The organism is Acinetobacter lwoffii, from assembly GCF_024129855.1.
Taxonomy (GTDB): domain Bacteria; phylum Pseudomonadota; class Gammaproteobacteria; order Pseudomonadales; family Moraxellaceae; genus Acinetobacter; species Acinetobacter lwoffii_L.
Genome location: NZ_JAMXXC010000015.1, coordinates 59466 through 75786, shown reverse-complemented (window position 1 = coordinate 75786; position 16321 = coordinate 59466). Strand labels below are relative to the sequence as shown.

General features: G+C 42.6%; 14 protein-coding genes and 1 pseudogene. 7 read left to right on the top strand and 8 right to left on the bottom strand.

What is annotated here, in order from left to right:
- Window positions 1-91: 91 nt before the first annotated feature.
- Both NI465_RS11650 and NI465_RS11645 read left to right on the top strand, forming a co-directional pair.
- Window positions 92-1102: pseudogene (locus tag NI465_RS11650) on the top strand (peptidylprolyl isomerase); the annotation flags it as partial.
- Between the two features lie 156 nt (window positions 1103-1258).
- Entirely contained in the window at window positions 1259-2707 is a 1449-nt protein-coding gene (locus tag NI465_RS11645) for an Ig-like domain-containing protein (protein WP_253145393.1), read from the top strand.
- Between the two features lie 28 nt (window positions 2708-2735).
- Here the strand turns inward: NI465_RS11645 and NI465_RS11640 are convergent, their stop codons facing one another.
- Complete coding sequence (locus NI465_RS11640; protein WP_253145391.1) at window positions 2736-3608, bottom strand: DUF2797 domain-containing protein; 873 nt, start codon at window positions 3606-3608, stop codon at window positions 2736-2738.
- A 34-nt stretch (window positions 3609-3642) separates the two neighbouring features.
- Here NI465_RS11640 and NI465_RS11635 point away from each other — a divergent pair, with 34 nt between their 5' ends.
- Together NI465_RS11635 and NI465_RS11630 are read left to right on the top strand one after the other, a co-directional pair.
- Entirely contained in the window at window positions 3643-4113 is a 471-nt protein-coding gene (locus NI465_RS11635) for a DUF6231 family protein (protein ID WP_004279801.1), read from the top strand.
- A gap of 105 nt (window positions 4114-4218) precedes the next feature.
- Window positions 4219-4890, top strand: coding sequence for a YidB family protein (locus NI465_RS11630; protein WP_184413211.1), 672 nt, complete (start codon window positions 4219-4221; stop codon window positions 4888-4890).
- Between the two features lie 66 nt (window positions 4891-4956).
- On the opposite strand, the gene NI465_RS11625 is transcribed toward NI465_RS11630, so the two are convergent.
- Genes NI465_RS11625 through NI465_RS11615 form a run of 3 tightly spaced genes read right to left on the bottom strand, consistent with a single transcriptional unit; the run spans window position 4957 to window position 6918 of the window.
- Window positions 4957-5571 (bottom strand): OB-fold-containig protein, encoded by a 615-nt coding sequence (locus tag NI465_RS11625; RefSeq protein ID WP_184413209.1) that lies wholly within the window; start codon window positions 5569-5571, stop codon window positions 4957-4959.
- A gap of 19 nt (window positions 5572-5590) precedes the next feature.
- Window positions 5591-5899 (bottom strand): Rieske (2Fe-2S) protein, encoded by a 309-nt coding sequence (locus NI465_RS11620; protein WP_004279797.1) that lies wholly within the window; start codon window positions 5897-5899, stop codon window positions 5591-5593.
- A 14-nt stretch (window positions 5900-5913) separates the two neighbouring features.
- Window positions 5914-6918: an adenosine kinase gene (locus tag NI465_RS11615; RefSeq protein WP_253145390.1), complete on the bottom strand. Its 1005-nt coding sequence runs from the start codon at window positions 6916-6918 to the stop codon at window positions 5914-5916.
- A gap of 276 nt (window positions 6919-7194) precedes the next feature.
- Between NI465_RS11615 and NI465_RS11610 the strand changes: the two genes are divergently transcribed.
- The 3 genes from NI465_RS11610 to NI465_RS11600 all read left to right on the top strand — a co-directional run bounded on the left by NI465_RS11610 (window position 7195) and on the right by NI465_RS11600 (window position 11913).
- On the top strand, window positions 7195-7647 hold the full coding sequence (locus NI465_RS11610) for a GNAT family N-acetyltransferase (protein WP_005107150.1): 453 nt from the start codon (window positions 7195-7197) through the stop codon (window positions 7645-7647).
- A gap of 165 nt (window positions 7648-7812) precedes the next feature.
- Window positions 7813-10752 carry an insulinase family protein gene (locus NI465_RS11605; RefSeq protein WP_253145388.1) on the top strand — a complete coding sequence of 980 codons (2940 nt, stop codon included), beginning with the start codon at window positions 7813-7815 and terminating at the stop codon, window positions 10750-10752.
- Between the two features lie 21 nt (window positions 10753-10773).
- Window positions 10774-11913, top strand: coding sequence for a phospholipase A (locus NI465_RS11600; protein WP_004646777.1), 1140 nt, complete (start codon window positions 10774-10776; stop codon window positions 11911-11913).
- Between the two features lie 70 nt (window positions 11914-11983).
- Here NI465_RS11600 and NI465_RS11595 read toward each other — a convergent pair whose 3' ends face one another.
- From NI465_RS11595 to ilvA, 4 genes are all read right to left on the bottom strand, one after another.
- Window positions 11984-13324, bottom strand: a complete 1341-nt coding sequence (locus tag NI465_RS11595; protein ID WP_253145386.1) for a TrkH family potassium uptake protein — start codon at window positions 13322-13324, stop codon at window positions 11984-11986.
- A complete protein-coding gene (locus NI465_RS11590; RefSeq protein ID WP_253145384.1) occupies window positions 13321-13977 on the bottom strand; it encodes a potassium channel family protein in 657 nt (218 codons plus the stop codon). Before NI465_RS11590 ends, NI465_RS11595 begins: the two co-directional genes overlap by 4 nt.
- A gap of 109 nt (window positions 13978-14086) precedes the next feature.
- On the bottom strand, window positions 14087-14551 hold the full coding sequence (locus tag NI465_RS11585) for a hypothetical protein (protein WP_253145383.1): 465 nt from the start codon (window positions 14549-14551) through the stop codon (window positions 14087-14089).
- A gap of 152 nt (window positions 14552-14703) precedes the next feature.
- Complete coding sequence (ilvA, locus tag NI465_RS11580; protein ID WP_004646781.1) at window positions 14704-16242, bottom strand: threonine ammonia-lyase, biosynthetic; 1539 nt, start codon at window positions 16240-16242, stop codon at window positions 14704-14706.
- Window positions 16243-16321: the final 79 nt, after the last annotated feature.

The window sequence follows — 16321 nt, the reverse complement described above, 5'->3', positions numbered from 1 at the left end:
AGAATTAGGTCGTCCTCATACCCAAGTTGTCACTTGAATTCTGTTCAAATGAGCAGAGTGTTATCTTTTAAATCTTTGTGCAACAAAGCCACTGGCGACCGAGATTGCAGCCAAAATTAAAGCCGGTACTACTTTTGCTCAGGCAGCAGCACAATATTCTGAAGACCCTGAATCTAAGTCTAAAGGTGGCGCGCTTGCCGTTTATGAAGAAGGTGTATTTGGTACTGCATTTGATCAGACGGTTAGTTCTTTAAAATCGGGTCAGGTGTCTGCACCAGTGAAAACAGATTATGGTTACCACATCATTTCTGTGCAAACGCCAGATGTTGCAGTTCCTTCTTTTGAATCACAAAAAGCACGTTTGTCTGAAGAAGCCTTGGCTGCTAAAAAATCCAATGCATTCTCTGATACGGTCAATACGCTAAATGATATGGTGGTAGGAAGTGATTCTCTGGATGTCGTTACACAGGAAGTTAAAGGTGTACAAGTCCAGAAAGCCCAAGGTGTAACACTTTCGACCCGTGATCCTGTGCTGAGCGATGCTAACCTCAAAGTCAAATTGTTTAATGACGATGTTAAAAATGGTGATCGTAATGCTTCATCAAGCATTCAGTTAGCCAATGGTGATGTAGCCTGGATAAAGGTGCGTAATTATCATGCAGCCGGCGAACAAACACTGGCAGAAGCAAAACCGCGTGTTAAGGCTCAGTTGATTGAAGACAAAGCAGCTGCTTTGGCAAAAGCAAAAATTCAGAAAGCTTTGGATGAGTTCAAAACCAAACCGGCTGCGGCAGTGGCGAAAGGTGATTTGATCTTTGAAGATGCTGGTGTTTACACACGTGCTGAAGGTTTGCTAAAACGTGATGTACAGCGTGCGGCTTTTAGTCTTCCGACACCAAAAGCAGGCCATTGGTCAGTGACGACAGCGAAAATGCCGAATGAGCTGGTTGTGGTTGCGGTATCAGAAGTGAAGAAGAACCCGGTAGATGTATTGAGTGCAGAACAACGCAGTGAGTTGGTGAAGTTATATCAACAACTTCGTGGTCAGCAGGAATTTGATGACTATACGCGTTACCTGAAATCTCAGGCAAAAATCAAATAAAATTGTTGTATAAAAAACCAGCCTGCGGGCTGGTTTTTTATTTTCTAAAACTTATAGTTTTATAGGTAATAATATTAAATATCTGATATATAATTATTTTAGGCTGTAATCCAGTCTATATCCATTCAGCATAAATAAAAAATGATAAGGCATATAATGAAAAAAATATCGTATTTTAATCCTGTTCCGCAGCATGCGCAGGTCGTTAAATCACCTCACTATCACCCACAACCAAATAAACCTGGAAAAGGTCATGAACCAAATAAACCGGGGAAAGGTTATGTTCGCGATGAAACTGCAATTATTCTCAAACCTTCTACGCCTGAGGTAACGGAGTTTGGTAGCCAAATTGTTGGTATAGCCGATCCGTTTGTTACTATTATTGCAACTTATAATGGTCAGCAATATCAAACTACTGCTGATGCGCAGGGAAGTTGGTCACTGAATAATCCTATCTCAGGCACTGGCTCAGTGACGATTGTTGCTGTAAATGCAAAAGGAATTGTTTCCTTAGAAATTGGATTAGCGCAAATAGCACCACTACCTCCGAGTATACCTGTGTTTTCTCAAGAGGGTGATTATTTAGTCGGCACGGCTGATCCACATGTGACGGTGGTGGTTAGGCATAATGGTGTTGAATATAACACCGAAGCTGATGCAAATGGGCAATGGATACTTCTAAATCCGATTGTGCCGGGTACTTTTATAGAAGTATTTGCTCGTAATGAACTTGGAGAAGAGTCTCCACCTATTATTTCTGGTATGGCACCACTTCCTGAAATTCCGGTATTTCCAGATTGGGCACCTATTACCCCAGTGATTTTAGAGCAGGGTGAATATCTATCAGGTAAAGCAACCCCTCATACGCAGATTATTGTGATGGCAAATGATTATGAATATTCAACCAGTGTTGATGGTCAGGGGAATTGGTCGTTACTCAACCCAATTGCACAAGGAGGAACTTTAGAGATTTATGCGGTAAATGATTTAGGTATTCGATCTAACATCATTGCATTGGCGATTCCTGTGGTATTTCTTGAGCCGGAATTACCTGTTATAGAGCCAGAACAGCCAAGTTACATCTTGTTTGAGCCAGTTGTCCCTACTATTTTGGAAAATGGCGAACAGCTTACTGGCGAGGCAATGCCTTACGGTAAAATTGTGATTCTTGCTGATAGTCAGGAATATGTGACTTATGCAAATGCAAAGGGTGAGTGGAGTATAGAAAATCCAATTGCACAAGGTGGCTTCTTGACTTTATATTCGGAGAATGCAGCAGGCCAGCGTAGTGAAACTATTTCATTAGCAAAAATTAATTTTCCATTAAACGTGGAGCAACATGCTTCTATTGAGGATATTCTTACTACAGCGATTGAGCAAGATGAAGAATCTGCAAGTTTAGAAAATGATCATCAAGATATTCAGGTTGATTTAACATTGCTCCTACAAGATATAGAAAGGCCGACTACATCAGTTTCACTCATTGAGCCGATTGTGGTGGAAGCACGAGAAGAAAGCTTCGAAGTCCCTTATTTTGCCGACCAAAATATTAATTCACAGCTTATACAACAGCAGCTATTTGATCAGATTAATATTATTGGATAAAAAAGGGAGCATTTGCTCCCTTTTTTAATTATTCAGTACGAATAATCAGTTCATAACCGGTATATTTGCGCATATTAATTACGCCAGTATCCAGAATTAAATACTGACCCTTGATGCCTTGTAATTTGCCACGAATGACAGGAGTTTTATCCAGATTATGCGATTTAATCTTTTCTGGATATTGTTCTACCGGATAAATAAATTCTCGTGCGAATTCATCTTCCAATACTTCAATATTTTCATTAAATTCTAGATTCTGATTAAATTCTTCACGAATGCTTTGAATTTTAGGCGCGAATTCTTCTAAAAGTTGTTCACGCACTTCAATCAGATTCAATGGTTCTGCTTCACCTTTGAGCAGCTTGCGCCAGTCAGTCTTATCAGCAACCTGAGTACCAAACATGACCTCAAGCTTTCCAGAAAGACGACGTGAGCCCACTTTCATAATCGGCAGGGCTTGGGTCGCGCCCTGATCAAGCCAGCGGGTCGGCATTTGGCTGGTACGGGTAATACCGACCTTTAATGCGCTAGAATTGGCCAAATAGACAATATGTGGCTGAAAGCAGACATTCTGTGCAAACTCATCTTCGCGGCAAGTGCCCAAATGATAATGGCAAGTCTCTGGTTTCATGATGCACATATCACATGAAGCATTGGTTTTAAAACATTTAAAACAGTGACCTTGCGAAAATGATTTGGAAGTTTTGTTGCCACAAGACACGCAGTAAATATTACCGGTCCATTCAATCTCGATTTCTTGGCCTAAATTAAACGGAAGATCAATTTCTGCACGATCTAAAATTAATTTATATTCAACATTTGCCCGCTGTATCTGTTGATCAGTTACACTAAGGTCCTTGAGGCCGACGTGCATTTTATGACAAATGCCCTGAAGTTCCATAAAAATTACTCACTTAAATCATAAGGATGCAGTTATGGCTGAGCAGAATGTCATTACTTCAATGCTAGACGATTTCGCACAGGAACAGCCAATTCATACTGCTATTTGTATTGGGCAGGACTTGAGCCAAGTCCAGTTTCAGCCAGCTATTCAATGGTCCTATTTTAGCGTATCTGACTTTTTAAATCTGCCTTTTCAGCAACGTTATGACTTGGCTGTGGTGATGCTGGATACTGCAGAAACAGAACATTTGTCTGAACAGATCATGAGTCAAATTCTGGTGAAATTACGTGATTTGTTTGCCAAACGGCTAGTGGTGATCAGCCGGCTGCAAAATGAAAAGTTATTGAGAGCTTTAGGATTTACCCAGCTGATTGACAAGACCACACATGAGGCCGATTTTGCGCTGTGGCAGTTTAATATTTTAACCTATAAGCACGTGCCAGACTGGTTTAACTCCAAATTTTGGGCCAATCCGGAAAACTGGGATAAATTTCGCTGGTAAGCTAAAAACTAGCTTAACTAAGATTGCAAATATTAACACAATCTTGCCTAGACAATATGAGGGCAGGCCGTATTCTGTAATTAAGATGCACATAGGATATAGGATATGACAAACCTGAGTAGTATTGTGGAAATATTAGCAAAGCAGGCATTGGGTGGCGGGCAGTCGCAGCAGAAATCCTCACAACAAGGTGGCTTGGCAGATATCCTAGGGTCTGTGCTAGGGCATTTAAACCAGTCAAATCCTCAGCAAAATCAAAATACTCAAAACCAGCAAAATCAAACCGGCCAGCAGAATCGACAAAATGGTCTGGGGGCAATTTTAGGTTCAGTACTAAGTCAGCTCGGTGGTGGTAGTACTCAAAGTACTGCTCAGTCTCGTTCAGGACTAGGTGGTTCTACCGGTAAAACCCTATTGATTGCTGTATTGCCTTTAGTGTTGGCCTGGATTCAAAAACAAGGCGGTTTGCAAGGTGCGTTGGACAAGCTAAAAGGACAGGGACTCAACAGCCAGGTCGATGATTGGGTATCGACTGGTCCCGGTGAAAATGCCAATGTTGATCCGCAGCAGATGCAAAACCTGTTTGATGATCAGGAAGTTGAAGAAGTAGCACAGCAAACGCATGCACCGAAGCAGGATGTTTATAGTGCGATTTCACAGGTCTTGCCGCAGATTATTGATTCGCTTACTCCACAAGGTGAGCAGACCAGTAAGCAAGAAGCCAATAATGATATTCAAAATGTATTGAATATGGTTTCAGGACTTCTTAAAAAATAAATCTAAACATTAAAAAAATCCCGATATCTGTCGGGATTTTTTAATAACTATTAAATGATTTAGAATTTAATCTAGATTCATGCTAAACAGCTGATTAGATTTACAAATTTTCTTGGCAACATAATGAGATTTTCTCATGCGAATCAGGATAATCTGCGACTGAAACCCGAGTTCACCAAACTCAGGTTCTACCTGTACATAATGTAGTTGTCCATACTCATCCCGTACCCGTGCTTGAGCAGAAAAACCGGGACGGGCATTGCCACTGGAAATCGTCGCCAGACGACCAAGTAGATTGACATTGTTCTTTTTATATTTAGGGGGAATGACCTGATCCAGACAGTGAATCATAAAAATAGTAAAAAAAGTCGCAATGATCAAAGCTGGAATAATCAGATAATAGGCAGGCAGAAATTTAAATTCCTGAAAATAGATCAGGAACTGTAAAACATAGCCGGCAAAGCTAAAATTCATCAGGAAGAAAAACACAATCAAAGTTTTGGAGAATTTGACGTTTAGTAGATCCATCTGCTGAAAGTCATAAGGTGAAATTTTTTGCAGAAACTTGCTGGGTCTGAGTCCAAAATAGAAACCAATGGTTTTCACCACACCAAACAGAATAATCGCCAATAAACTCAGATGAAAAGGCATCAGGTTATAGTCTAGAAAAAATGCAGGCATGGTGAAGTCCGTTTTCGTCTTATTCTGAGAGGTAAATTCCACCATCAGAATGCACGGTAATCTCTACTTTTTCAAGTGCTTGACCTTGGCAAGGCCCAGAAATGCATTCACCGCTTTCTACCAGAAACAAGGCGCCATGCGTGGAGCATTCAATAAATTCCTGATCACGATCCAAAAACTGGTTTTCCAGAAATTCCAGTTCAACCTGCAAATGCGGACACAGGTTTTGATAGGCATAGAAGGCACCGTCACGCTGTGTGATAAAGATATTGTCTCCATCAGGAAGCTCAAAAGAGCGTGCTTCGCGCTCTGGAACGTCTTCGGTCATGCAGATTTTAAACATTAAGCACATTCCTTTTGAAAGTCTTGTAATAATGCCGCATAGTCTTCAACTGCCAGGCGCGGACCAAATTGTGAAACCACTTGGCTCGAAATGAGAATCGCCAGTTCAGCCGCAGCTTGAAGACCCAAATTAGCATTCAATCCGTACAGGAAAGCCCCGGCAAAAGCATCACCGGCACCGTTGGCATCTACTGCAGGCACTTTACGGCCAGAAACAGTAAATGTATTTTGATAATCCGAAATCAGTGCGCCTTCAGCTGACAATGTAATGACAACGTGCTGACTGATTGTTTTTAATTTAAGCAGGGCTGCCTCAAGATTATCTGTTTCTGTATACATCAGCGCTTCTTGCTGGTTACATAACAGCAAGTCTACACCATCTGCAATCATTTCATCCAAACCGGCACGCGCGTATTGCACCATGGCAGGATCAGATAAAGTTAGGGCAATTTTAACGCCATTGGCACGGGCAATATCACGTGCTTGTTGTACGGCATGACGTGCTGTGTCAGAAGTTGATAAATAACCTTCGAGATATAGCCATTTCGCGCTATTTAGTGCGCTGAAATCAATTTGTTGATCAGTCAGTTCGGCCGTAATACCCAGATAGGTATGCATGGTACGTTCAGAATCAGGGCTGACCAGAACCATACATGTCCCTGTCACGCCTTCACTGATCGATTGGGTGGTGGTCTTAATGCCGGCATCATTCAAACCTTGCAGGTAGATGTGTCCCAGTTCGTCATTTCCGACACGACAGCCATAAAATGCAGAACCACCGAGCGCAGAAAATGCCACGGTAGTGTTGGCTGCTGAACCGCCTGAAGCCTGACCCTTATACACTTGAGTCGCTTGAAGATTTTGATAAAGAGTGGCCTGAGTCTCACCATCTGCAAGTTGCATAGTGCCTTTTTGCAAGTGATGTGCAGTTAAAAAGTCATCAGAAACTTTAAATTCTTGGTCAATCAGCGCATTACCAATCGCAAAAAGATCAACAGTTGCCATGTTCAAATATCACATTAAAAATGAAAGTCCTAAGTTTACACGATTGCTTGGGATTGCTGTAGTTTGCTGAATCATTTTCAAATACTTTTCAAAAATGCTGTATTTTGTTCAGCAGCTATCTTTGGTCTAAAAACTGGCTTATTTTTGTGCACTGGTGCGCCGCAGCATTGATTTAAGGATCAAATTTTATTTATAAAGAGATATCGCTCCTGGCATGATACTTTAAGTCGCTTGGCAACAGTCATTCTTCACAACAATTTCAAATAGTGTGCGTATATGAATATTAAAATTGTAACAGCCGAACAACTCCCGGATCAGATCGAAACACTGGCAACTCTGGCACGTAAAGAAGGCTATAATTTGGTAGATAAGTTAATAGAAGAATATCGCACCGGGAAAAACTGCTTTAGCCACGCCAATGAATATCTGGTGGTGGCGCATGATGGCAAAAAACTGGTTGCCTGTGGCGGCTTGAACCAGCAATGGGGAGATAACGGCATTGAAGACCGCATTGGTCGTGTACGCCGTTTCTATGTGCATCCGAAATATCGTCAGCATGGCGTAGGCAAACAGCTTTTGGCTTATTTGGAACAGTTGGCACGTCCGCATTATTCAGCTTTGTGCTTGCAAACAGATACCCGACTGGCCGCCAGTTTTTATCAAAAGCAAAATTATGTATTTGTAGAAAATAATCCAAGCTATAACTATTTTAAATATCTGATTTCTTAAGCTTGTAAATACTCATCTAGATGCAGGAAGTAAATTTGATGATTTAATTTTCAAATGATCAAGTTTACTTAATTCGATCAAAATCCTCGGTTTTCAACGTGAATAATTCAGATAACTAAAGCTATAATGCGCTTAGTTATTTTAATTAAAGCATTAGGAGATCGCATGACTGTAGATGTCACTGAAACCATTTCTCAAACTGTACATCCTGCGTTTCAGTTGGTACGTCAACAACATGTTGAAGCTTTAGACATTTTCGTGTCTGAATATAAACATAAAGTGACTGGCGCCACACATTATCATCTGGCGACCAATCACGACGAAAATGTCTTTCTGGTGGCGTTTCGTACCCAGCCGATGGATTCTAAAGGCGAAGCACATATTCTAGAACATACTGCGCTGTGTGGTTCAGAAAAATTCCCGGTGCGTGATCCATTCTTCCTGATGATTCGCCGTTCACTGAATACTTTCATGAATGCCTTTACTGCGGCGGACTGGACTGCGTACCCATTTGCGACGCAGAACAGCAAGGATTTCCAGAACCTGCTTGAAGTGTATATGGATGCAGCATTTGCTGCGAACCTCAATCCACTAGATTTTGCCCAGGAAGGCATTCGCATTGAGCTGGAAAATGGCGAGCCTGTCTATAAAGGCGTGGTCTTTAATGAAATGAAAGGTGCGATGAGTTCGCCTTCAGATCAGTTGTATCACACGCTGGCGCATCATTTATTCCCAAATACGACCTATCACTATAATTCGGGTGGTGATCCTAAAGATATTCCTGATCTGACTTACCAGGAGTTAGTTGATTTCTATAAGTCACATTACCATCCAAGTAATGCAGTCTTCATGACCTTTGGCAATAAAACAGCATTCGAACTGCAAGAGCAGTTTGAAAATCTGGCATTGTCCAAATTTGAAAAAGGTCAGACGCTGTATCCAACACCTGAAACCCGTTTGACTGCACCATTGACGGTGACAGACAGCTATGCTGTTGATGCTGAAGACCTGCAGGACAAGACCTATCATGTGCTGTCATGGTTATTGCCAGAAGCCAGTGACATTAAACTGCGTTTAGGTATGCGTTTAGTTGAAGGTATCTTGTTAGAAGATTCAGCATCACCACTGCGTCATTATCTGGAAACGTGTGGTTATGCTGATGCAACAGGTCCATTCATGGGCGTGGATGATTCTAATTTTGAAATGACTTTCTACTGTGCGGTACAGGGTTCAAATCCTGAACATGCAGAAGAATTTAAAAATGGTGTGTTTAAGGTTCTGGAAGAGGTTGCGTCTAAACCGGTTGATCAGAACATGGTCGATGCGATTCTGCATCAAATTGAATTGCATCAGCGTGAAATCAATGGTGATGGTACGCCGTATGGTCTGAGCCTGATTCTGAGCGGTTTGGGCAGCGCAATTCATCACCGTGATCCGGTCGAAGTTTGGGATGTGGACTCTGCGATTGCCGCAGTTAAGGAAGAACTGCAAGATCCAATGTGGCTTTCCAATCTGATCAAAGAGCATTTGCTGGATAATCCGCATCGTGTCCAATTGACACTGGTTCCGGATGCGACTAAATCTGCCAAAGAAGCAGCGGATGAAAAAGCGCGTCTGGCTGAAATTGGCAAGAATCTGACTGAAGAACAGAAAGCTGAAATTATTGCGCAGACTGAAGCATTGAATGTGCGTCAGGACACGCCGGATGACTTGAATTTATTGCCGAAAGTCGGTCTGGAAGATGTCCCTGCGGAATTGCAAATTGTTCAAGGCCAGTTGCGTGAGATTATCTGTAACCGTGTTGATACGCCGTTGAACCTGTATCATGCCGGCACCAATGGGATTTATTATCAACAGGTTCTGGTCAATATTCCGGATGAAGTGGTGCAGTCGCCTTACTTTAACCTGCTGTCGATCCTGATGGGTGAAGTTGGTGCGGGTGAGTATGATTATCTTGAGTTCCAGCAACTGCAAACAGCGGTAAGTGGCGGTCTGGGCATGGGCGCATCTTTGCGTTCTAAAGTCGATGACAAAAACAAGATTACTGCCTGGTTGACGCTAACGACCAAATCTTTGGTGAATCATCTGGATGCAATTCGTCTGTTAAAGATCGGTTTTGAACAGCTTCGTTTTGATGAGAAAGACCGTATTGTTGAACTGTTACAACAGCGTAAAACGCGCTGGCAGTCACGTATTTCCGGTTCTGGACATAGCTATGCAATGCAAACGGCTTCACGCCAGCATAGTGCATTGGCTTTGCGTGATTATCACAATACCGGTTTGGGTGCATTGAACTGGCTGATCGAACTGGTGTCTAAGATCGAAAAAGATCCGGCTGAATATGATCTGCTGATTGATGAATTAAAACGGATTCATCGGGTCTTGTTGCAAGCACCAAAGCAATTCCTGTTAGTCTGTGAAGAGCCGCAGTCTGAGCATCTGATCGAAGAAATTCAGAATGTCTGGGATAAACTTGAAGTTGATTCTGCACCAGTTTCATTAACTCAAGTCGAAAAAGTAACCCATGACCAGCACGAAGCCTGGTTGATTCAAGCCAATGTCCAGTTCTGTGCGGCTGCTTATCCAGCTGTTGAAGTTTCACATCCTGATGCTGCTGCATTGATGGTACTGGCGGGTTATTTGCGTAATGGCTTCCTGCACAGTGCCATCCGTGAAAAAGGCGGTGCCTATGGTGGTGGTGCCAGCTATGACGGGAATGCCTGTTCATTCCGTTTCTACAGCTATCGTGACCCACGTCTGGCAGAAACTTTCCAGGATTTTGATGCGAGTATTCAGTGGTTACTTAATGCACCACAACAGCCACACCAGTTGGAAGAAGCCATTCTGGGTCTGATTGCCAGCATGGATAAACCGGGTTCACCGGCAGGCGAAGCCATTACTGCATGTTATTCTTACTTGCATCAACGTACGCCAGCGTTCCGTAAAAAATTACGTGAACGTTTATTGAATGTCACACTGGATGATTTGCAGCGTGTTGCACAGACCTATCTGGTCGAGCAGCAGGCGACGAAAGCCATTGTAGCGCCAGTGGCAAAACGTGAAATGCTGGAACAGCTTGGTTTTGTAATTCAACAAGTTCTATAAATAAAAAAAAGAGGATAATGGATGGCGCTTAATTCGTTTAAGCGCTCAACTCTACAGCTGAGCGTGTTGCTGGGCTGTGCAGTTGGGACGCAAGTGAATGCGGAAGAAACAGTAGTCAACAGTCCCACGCCGGCAACGGCTGAAGCCTGTGCTGCACTGGAAATTAGTGCAGAGCGTCTGGCCTGTTATGATACTTTATTTAAAATTCCGGTTACTGATAAGCCTGCAATCGTTTCTGAACGTCGTGCAGCAGCAGAAATTGCGCCTGAACCCGACAATTTAAAAGCGAAAATTGGTCAGACTGTTTCCAATATTTACGCTTCTGAAGGATCAAAGTTGACGCCGAATCTGTCTTTGCTGGATAGCCGCTGGGAACTCTCTCCGGAAAGTAAATTAGGCACCTGGAACATTCGTTCTTATCAGCCGGTGTATTTGATGCCAGGTTTCTGGACATCAAACAAGAATGAATTACCCGAGAGTGAAAATCCCAACAATATAGAGACAGAGAAACAGAATCTCACCTCAACTGAAGCTAAGTTTCAACTGTCTTTAAAGACCAAGGCGGTTGAAAATATCTTGGGAGATAATGGCGATCTCTGGCTTGGTTATACTCAGTCTTCGCGTTGGCAGGTGTATAACTCGGAAGAATCACGTCCGTTTCGTGAGACCAACTATGAACCCGAAGCCAGTTTGATTTTCCGTACCAATTATGATCTTTTGGGTCTGAATTGGCGTATGTTGGGATTGACCATCAATCATCAGTCCAATGGTCGTTCTGATCCGTTATCACGTAGCTGGAATCGGGTGATGCTGAATCTTGGTTTTGAAAAAGACAATTTTGCCTTGATGGTTCGTCCTTGGTATCGCTTTGAAGAGAAGCGAGAAGACGATAACAATCCAGAGATCAAGAACTATATTGGCCGTGGAGACATGACCGCATTTTATCGTTATAAGGAGCATGATTTTTCATTGATGCTACGACATACCTTAAAAGGTGGAGATGAAAACCGTGGAGCGGTACAGTTCGACTGGTCATTCCCGATCAGTGGGCGTTTGCGTGGCCAATTCCAGCTTTTTGATGGTTACGGAGAAAGCCTGATTGATTATAACCATCGTGCCACGTATGTCGGTTTAGGTGTTTCCTTGATGAACTGGTTCTAGGATTCCAACTTTAAACATCTTGGAATGAAAATAAAAAACCATGCCGCTGCATGGTTTTTTTATAGATAGATTAGCCAATCTGGATTTCTGAAGGCGGATGTTTGAGACGACTCTTTTTCGGAGTCGCAATAAAATAAGCAAGCGTCAGTGGCCCTAGACGCCCTGCGAACATTAACAGCATTAGAATAATCAAACTGGCAGGTTGTAGTTCCTCTGTTACCCCTCGGGACAAACCGACGGTACAAGCTGCAGACACGGCTTCAAACAACAGATCCAGAAAATCCTGCTCAGGTTCCAGGATTAATAAGCTCATAAAACCCATCATGATCAGCGCTGCAGTAATACACACCACGGCTAATGCTTTAAACGTAGTTTTTTCAGGAATAGAGTGATTAAACAGCCGGATCTCATCTTCGCGTCTTAAAAAACTGATCACGCTGATGACCACAATAATAAAGGTGCCGACTTTAATGCCACCCGCCGTACTTAAGGAGCCGCCCCCGATAAACATGAGCAGTATGGTAACGAGACTGGATGCATCGCTCATTTGTTCCATTGGCAAGCTATTAAAACCTGAAGATCGGGGAACGGTGGCATGGAACCAGGCATTCACGGCCTGATCGCCCAAACTCATGAGACCTAAGGTCTGTGGATTGGAAGCCTCCAATAGCCAAAGTACGATAAAAGCACTTAGGTTCAGACCCAGAATCGTTGAGAGGATTAGCTTGCTGTTGGTACTCAACTTACGCCAGCGCTTATGTTCTTTGACGTCCATCAGCACCAGAAAACCGATACCGCCAATGATATACAGCATACTGATGGTAAAGGTAATCAGATACTGTCCTGAAAAGCTCATCAAGCTATTTGGAAAAAGCGAAAATCCACCATTATTAAAAGCGGAGACGCTATAAAAGGCTGCATAAAATAGTGCATCGCTAAACTGGTATTCTTTGAGCCAGGACACGGTCAGAATCAGTGTACCGATCGCTTCAAAAAACAGGGAATATAAAAAAACGGCTTTGATGGTAAAACTGACTTTTTTCAGACTGGTTTGTCCGATCGACTCTTGTGCCATGACTTGCTGTTTTAGTCCCATTTTGGGTGCCAGGCTCATCACTGCCAAAATGGCAAAGGTCATAAAACCCAAGCCACCACATTGCAACAAAAACATAATCACGATTTGGCCGAATACGGTATAGGCATCACCGACATTTACCACCGATAGCCCGGTAATAGTCACAGCAGAAGTTGCGGTAAAAATCGCGTCTAGCCAGCTGATTTCTCCATGATGTGCAATAGGCAGCATCAGCAGCAGGGAACCGATCAGAATTAATCCGAGAAAACCCAAAGCCAGTAAGCTCGGAGGACTGAGGTTAATCGTCCTGTGTTGCTTTAAGTCAGAACTTTTCATAGATGTTTAAAATATTTAGCAAGACGGCGCAAAGGTTCCAGCAATCCTTCAACCAGTAAAATATCGCCTTCTTGAAGAATTTGATTGGCATCTACGTGATATTGCAGGGTAGATCCGCGTTTATGCAATAAGGTAGCGATTTCAGGAACATGCTTCATAAAATGATTCAGTGGCGTACCATGATGATCTGCATGAATTTCAATTTTGACAATATAATGATCATCCTCAAGCGCCATATAACGACTGACCATCGGATAGCTTAATGACTGGGCCACCCGAACGCCCATATCTTCTTCAGGATGAATGATTTTTTCAACATTGAGATGGGTCAGAATCATGTGGTGGGATTTGGATTTGGCCTTCACCCAGATTTTCTTTACGCCCATATTTTTTAAGTGCAATACACATAGAATACTGGCCTCAATATCCTCTCCAATCGCAACGACAACGGCATCACAGCGCTGAATGTTCAGCTCATCGAGTACATGTTCATCGGTTGCATCGGCAATCACGGCATGGGTCAGCTGATCAGAAATGTTTTCGACATATTTTTTATTCAGATCGATTCCGATCACTTCATGCTTCAGGCTGATGAGCTGTGTGGCCACGGTCGCACCGAAACTGCCAAGCCCGATGACTGCAAATAATGCCATGGATTGTCCTTCGTTATCTTTATGTCATTCGTTATATCCGCTATGGTAATGAGAAGGCGATTCTTCAGCTATAGTTTTTAGGTAAAAATAGTACAGATCTTTGAAGTATTTACGCTTCTTTCATCTGAAGTACAGATTGAAAATTTGGACAGTCAGACATAACCTGACGATGTGTATATAAGGTTCCATAGCTGTTTTGGATGATGTATTCGAATTCATGATGATCATCCTTCATGATATTGAGTGTGGCTTGGCGTTTGAGTTGAGGATAAGTTTTTAAATTATCGATTGAGGCACAAGAAAAGCTTTTTACAAAAGCTGAAATTTTAGGATCTAATTTCACTTCTTTATAATGATTTAGAAAAATATAAACAAATTTGGGATACTGGTTGAGTATTTCTGAATGTGCCTCTATACCAGCGATGTTGCTAAGGTTATTTGCGGTTGCATTACTGGGAATATTTTTCATACTTGTTCGAACACGATCTTCTTCTTGATTTAATTTGTATGCTGGATAGCCGTATAAATAGACAAATAAAGTGGTGAGCAAAATAATAATAAAAGTGATATTCATATCTTAAGGTTCTGTTTTTTTAATTATTTTTAATTTTAACAAGATTGGAAATTAATGGATAATTGGTGTTTTCATTCATGATACATTTTTAAATCTGGATAGAATATTATCCTAAAAAAACCGCCTCGAAAGGCGGTTTATGTTTGAAAGAATTACTTCAAGAAACGTTGATAACCCAGATTATTGGTAATTTCCTGATATGGATAGGTAATGGTTTCGAGAGTTTCGATCAAGCCATCCGGATTCTGTTGTGCATCGGTTGCTTCAAGACCCACCAGAACACGTCCTTCAGCAGCGCCGTGGTTACGGTAGTGGAACAGGGTAATGTTATGGGTTGGGCCAAGACGTTCCAGGAACATCAGTAAAGCGCCAGGACGCTCCGGGAATTCCACGCGGAACAGGCGCTCATTTTCAATATCGGCATGACCACCAATCAGATAACGGATATGCAGTTTGGCCACTTCGTCATCAGACAGATCGTCAACGTCATACTGGAACTTTAAGGTTTCATAAATTTCCTGACGTTCTTTCTCGCCATTTTTCAGACTGATGCCGACAAAGACTTGCGCAGCAGAAGCATCGCTGGCACGGTAGTTAAATTCAGTGATATTACGGCCTTGTAATGCACGGCAGAAACTCAGGAATGAACCTTTCTGTTCCGGAATGGTCACGGCAAAAATCGCTTCTTTGCGTTCACCCAATTCGGTACGTTCAGCGATATAGCGTAAACGGTCGAAGTTCATGTTGGCGCCGCAGACAATCGACACCATGTTTTTCCCTTCGATGCCATGTTCAGCCACGTATTTCTTGATGCCGGCCAGTGCCATTGCACCAGATGGTTCGACAATGCTACGGCATTCGTCATAGGTATCTTTAATCGCTGCACAGACTTCATCCGTATTCACCAGCACCACATTCGGTTCCACGATCGGGCCTGAATTGTCCGACTTTTGCAGACGAATCACATCAAATGGTTTTTCACCAATTTGGGCTACAGCTGTACCATCAGCAAATAAACCTACAGATGGAAGAATCACACGCTCATTGGCTTCTAAAGCAGCTTTTAAACAGGCAGATTCGTCGTATTCCACGGGAATGACTTTCACATGTGGTGCGACATCACCTAAATACGCTGCAACACCTGCGATCAGGCCGCCACCGCCAACTGCGACAAACACATAGTCGACATCACGCCATTGACGTAGAATTTCATTGGCAATGGTGCCTTGGCCAGCAATCACCAATTCATCATCATAAGGTGGAATGAAAGTCATGCCATCTTCCTGGGCACGTTGAATCGCATATTTATTTGCAACATCAAATGAATCACCATGCAAAACCACTTCGCCACCGAGACGTTTAACCGCCTGTACCTTAATATCAGGCGTGGTCTTAGGCATCACAATAATCGCGCGAATACCCAGCTTTTTCCCTGAGAGTGCCACGCCCTGTGCATGGTTGCCCGCTGAAGCAGTAATAACGCCACGTTCCATTTGTGATTTCGGTAGTTGACTAATACGGTTATAGGCACCGCGTAGTTTGAATGAAAAAACCGGTTGTAAATCTTCACGTTTAAAGCGGATGTTATTATTGAGTCGTTCGCTAATTCGTGGCGCTGCTTCGAGTGGAGTTTCGATTGCAACATCGTAGACCGTTGCTTGTAAAATTTGTCGAACCAAACGAGACAGCATGTTAATTTTCCATCTAACAGTTTAAAATAGGGGCTTATTGTAACAAACCACACGGCTTTGCGGTTTAAAAAAGCTGCAA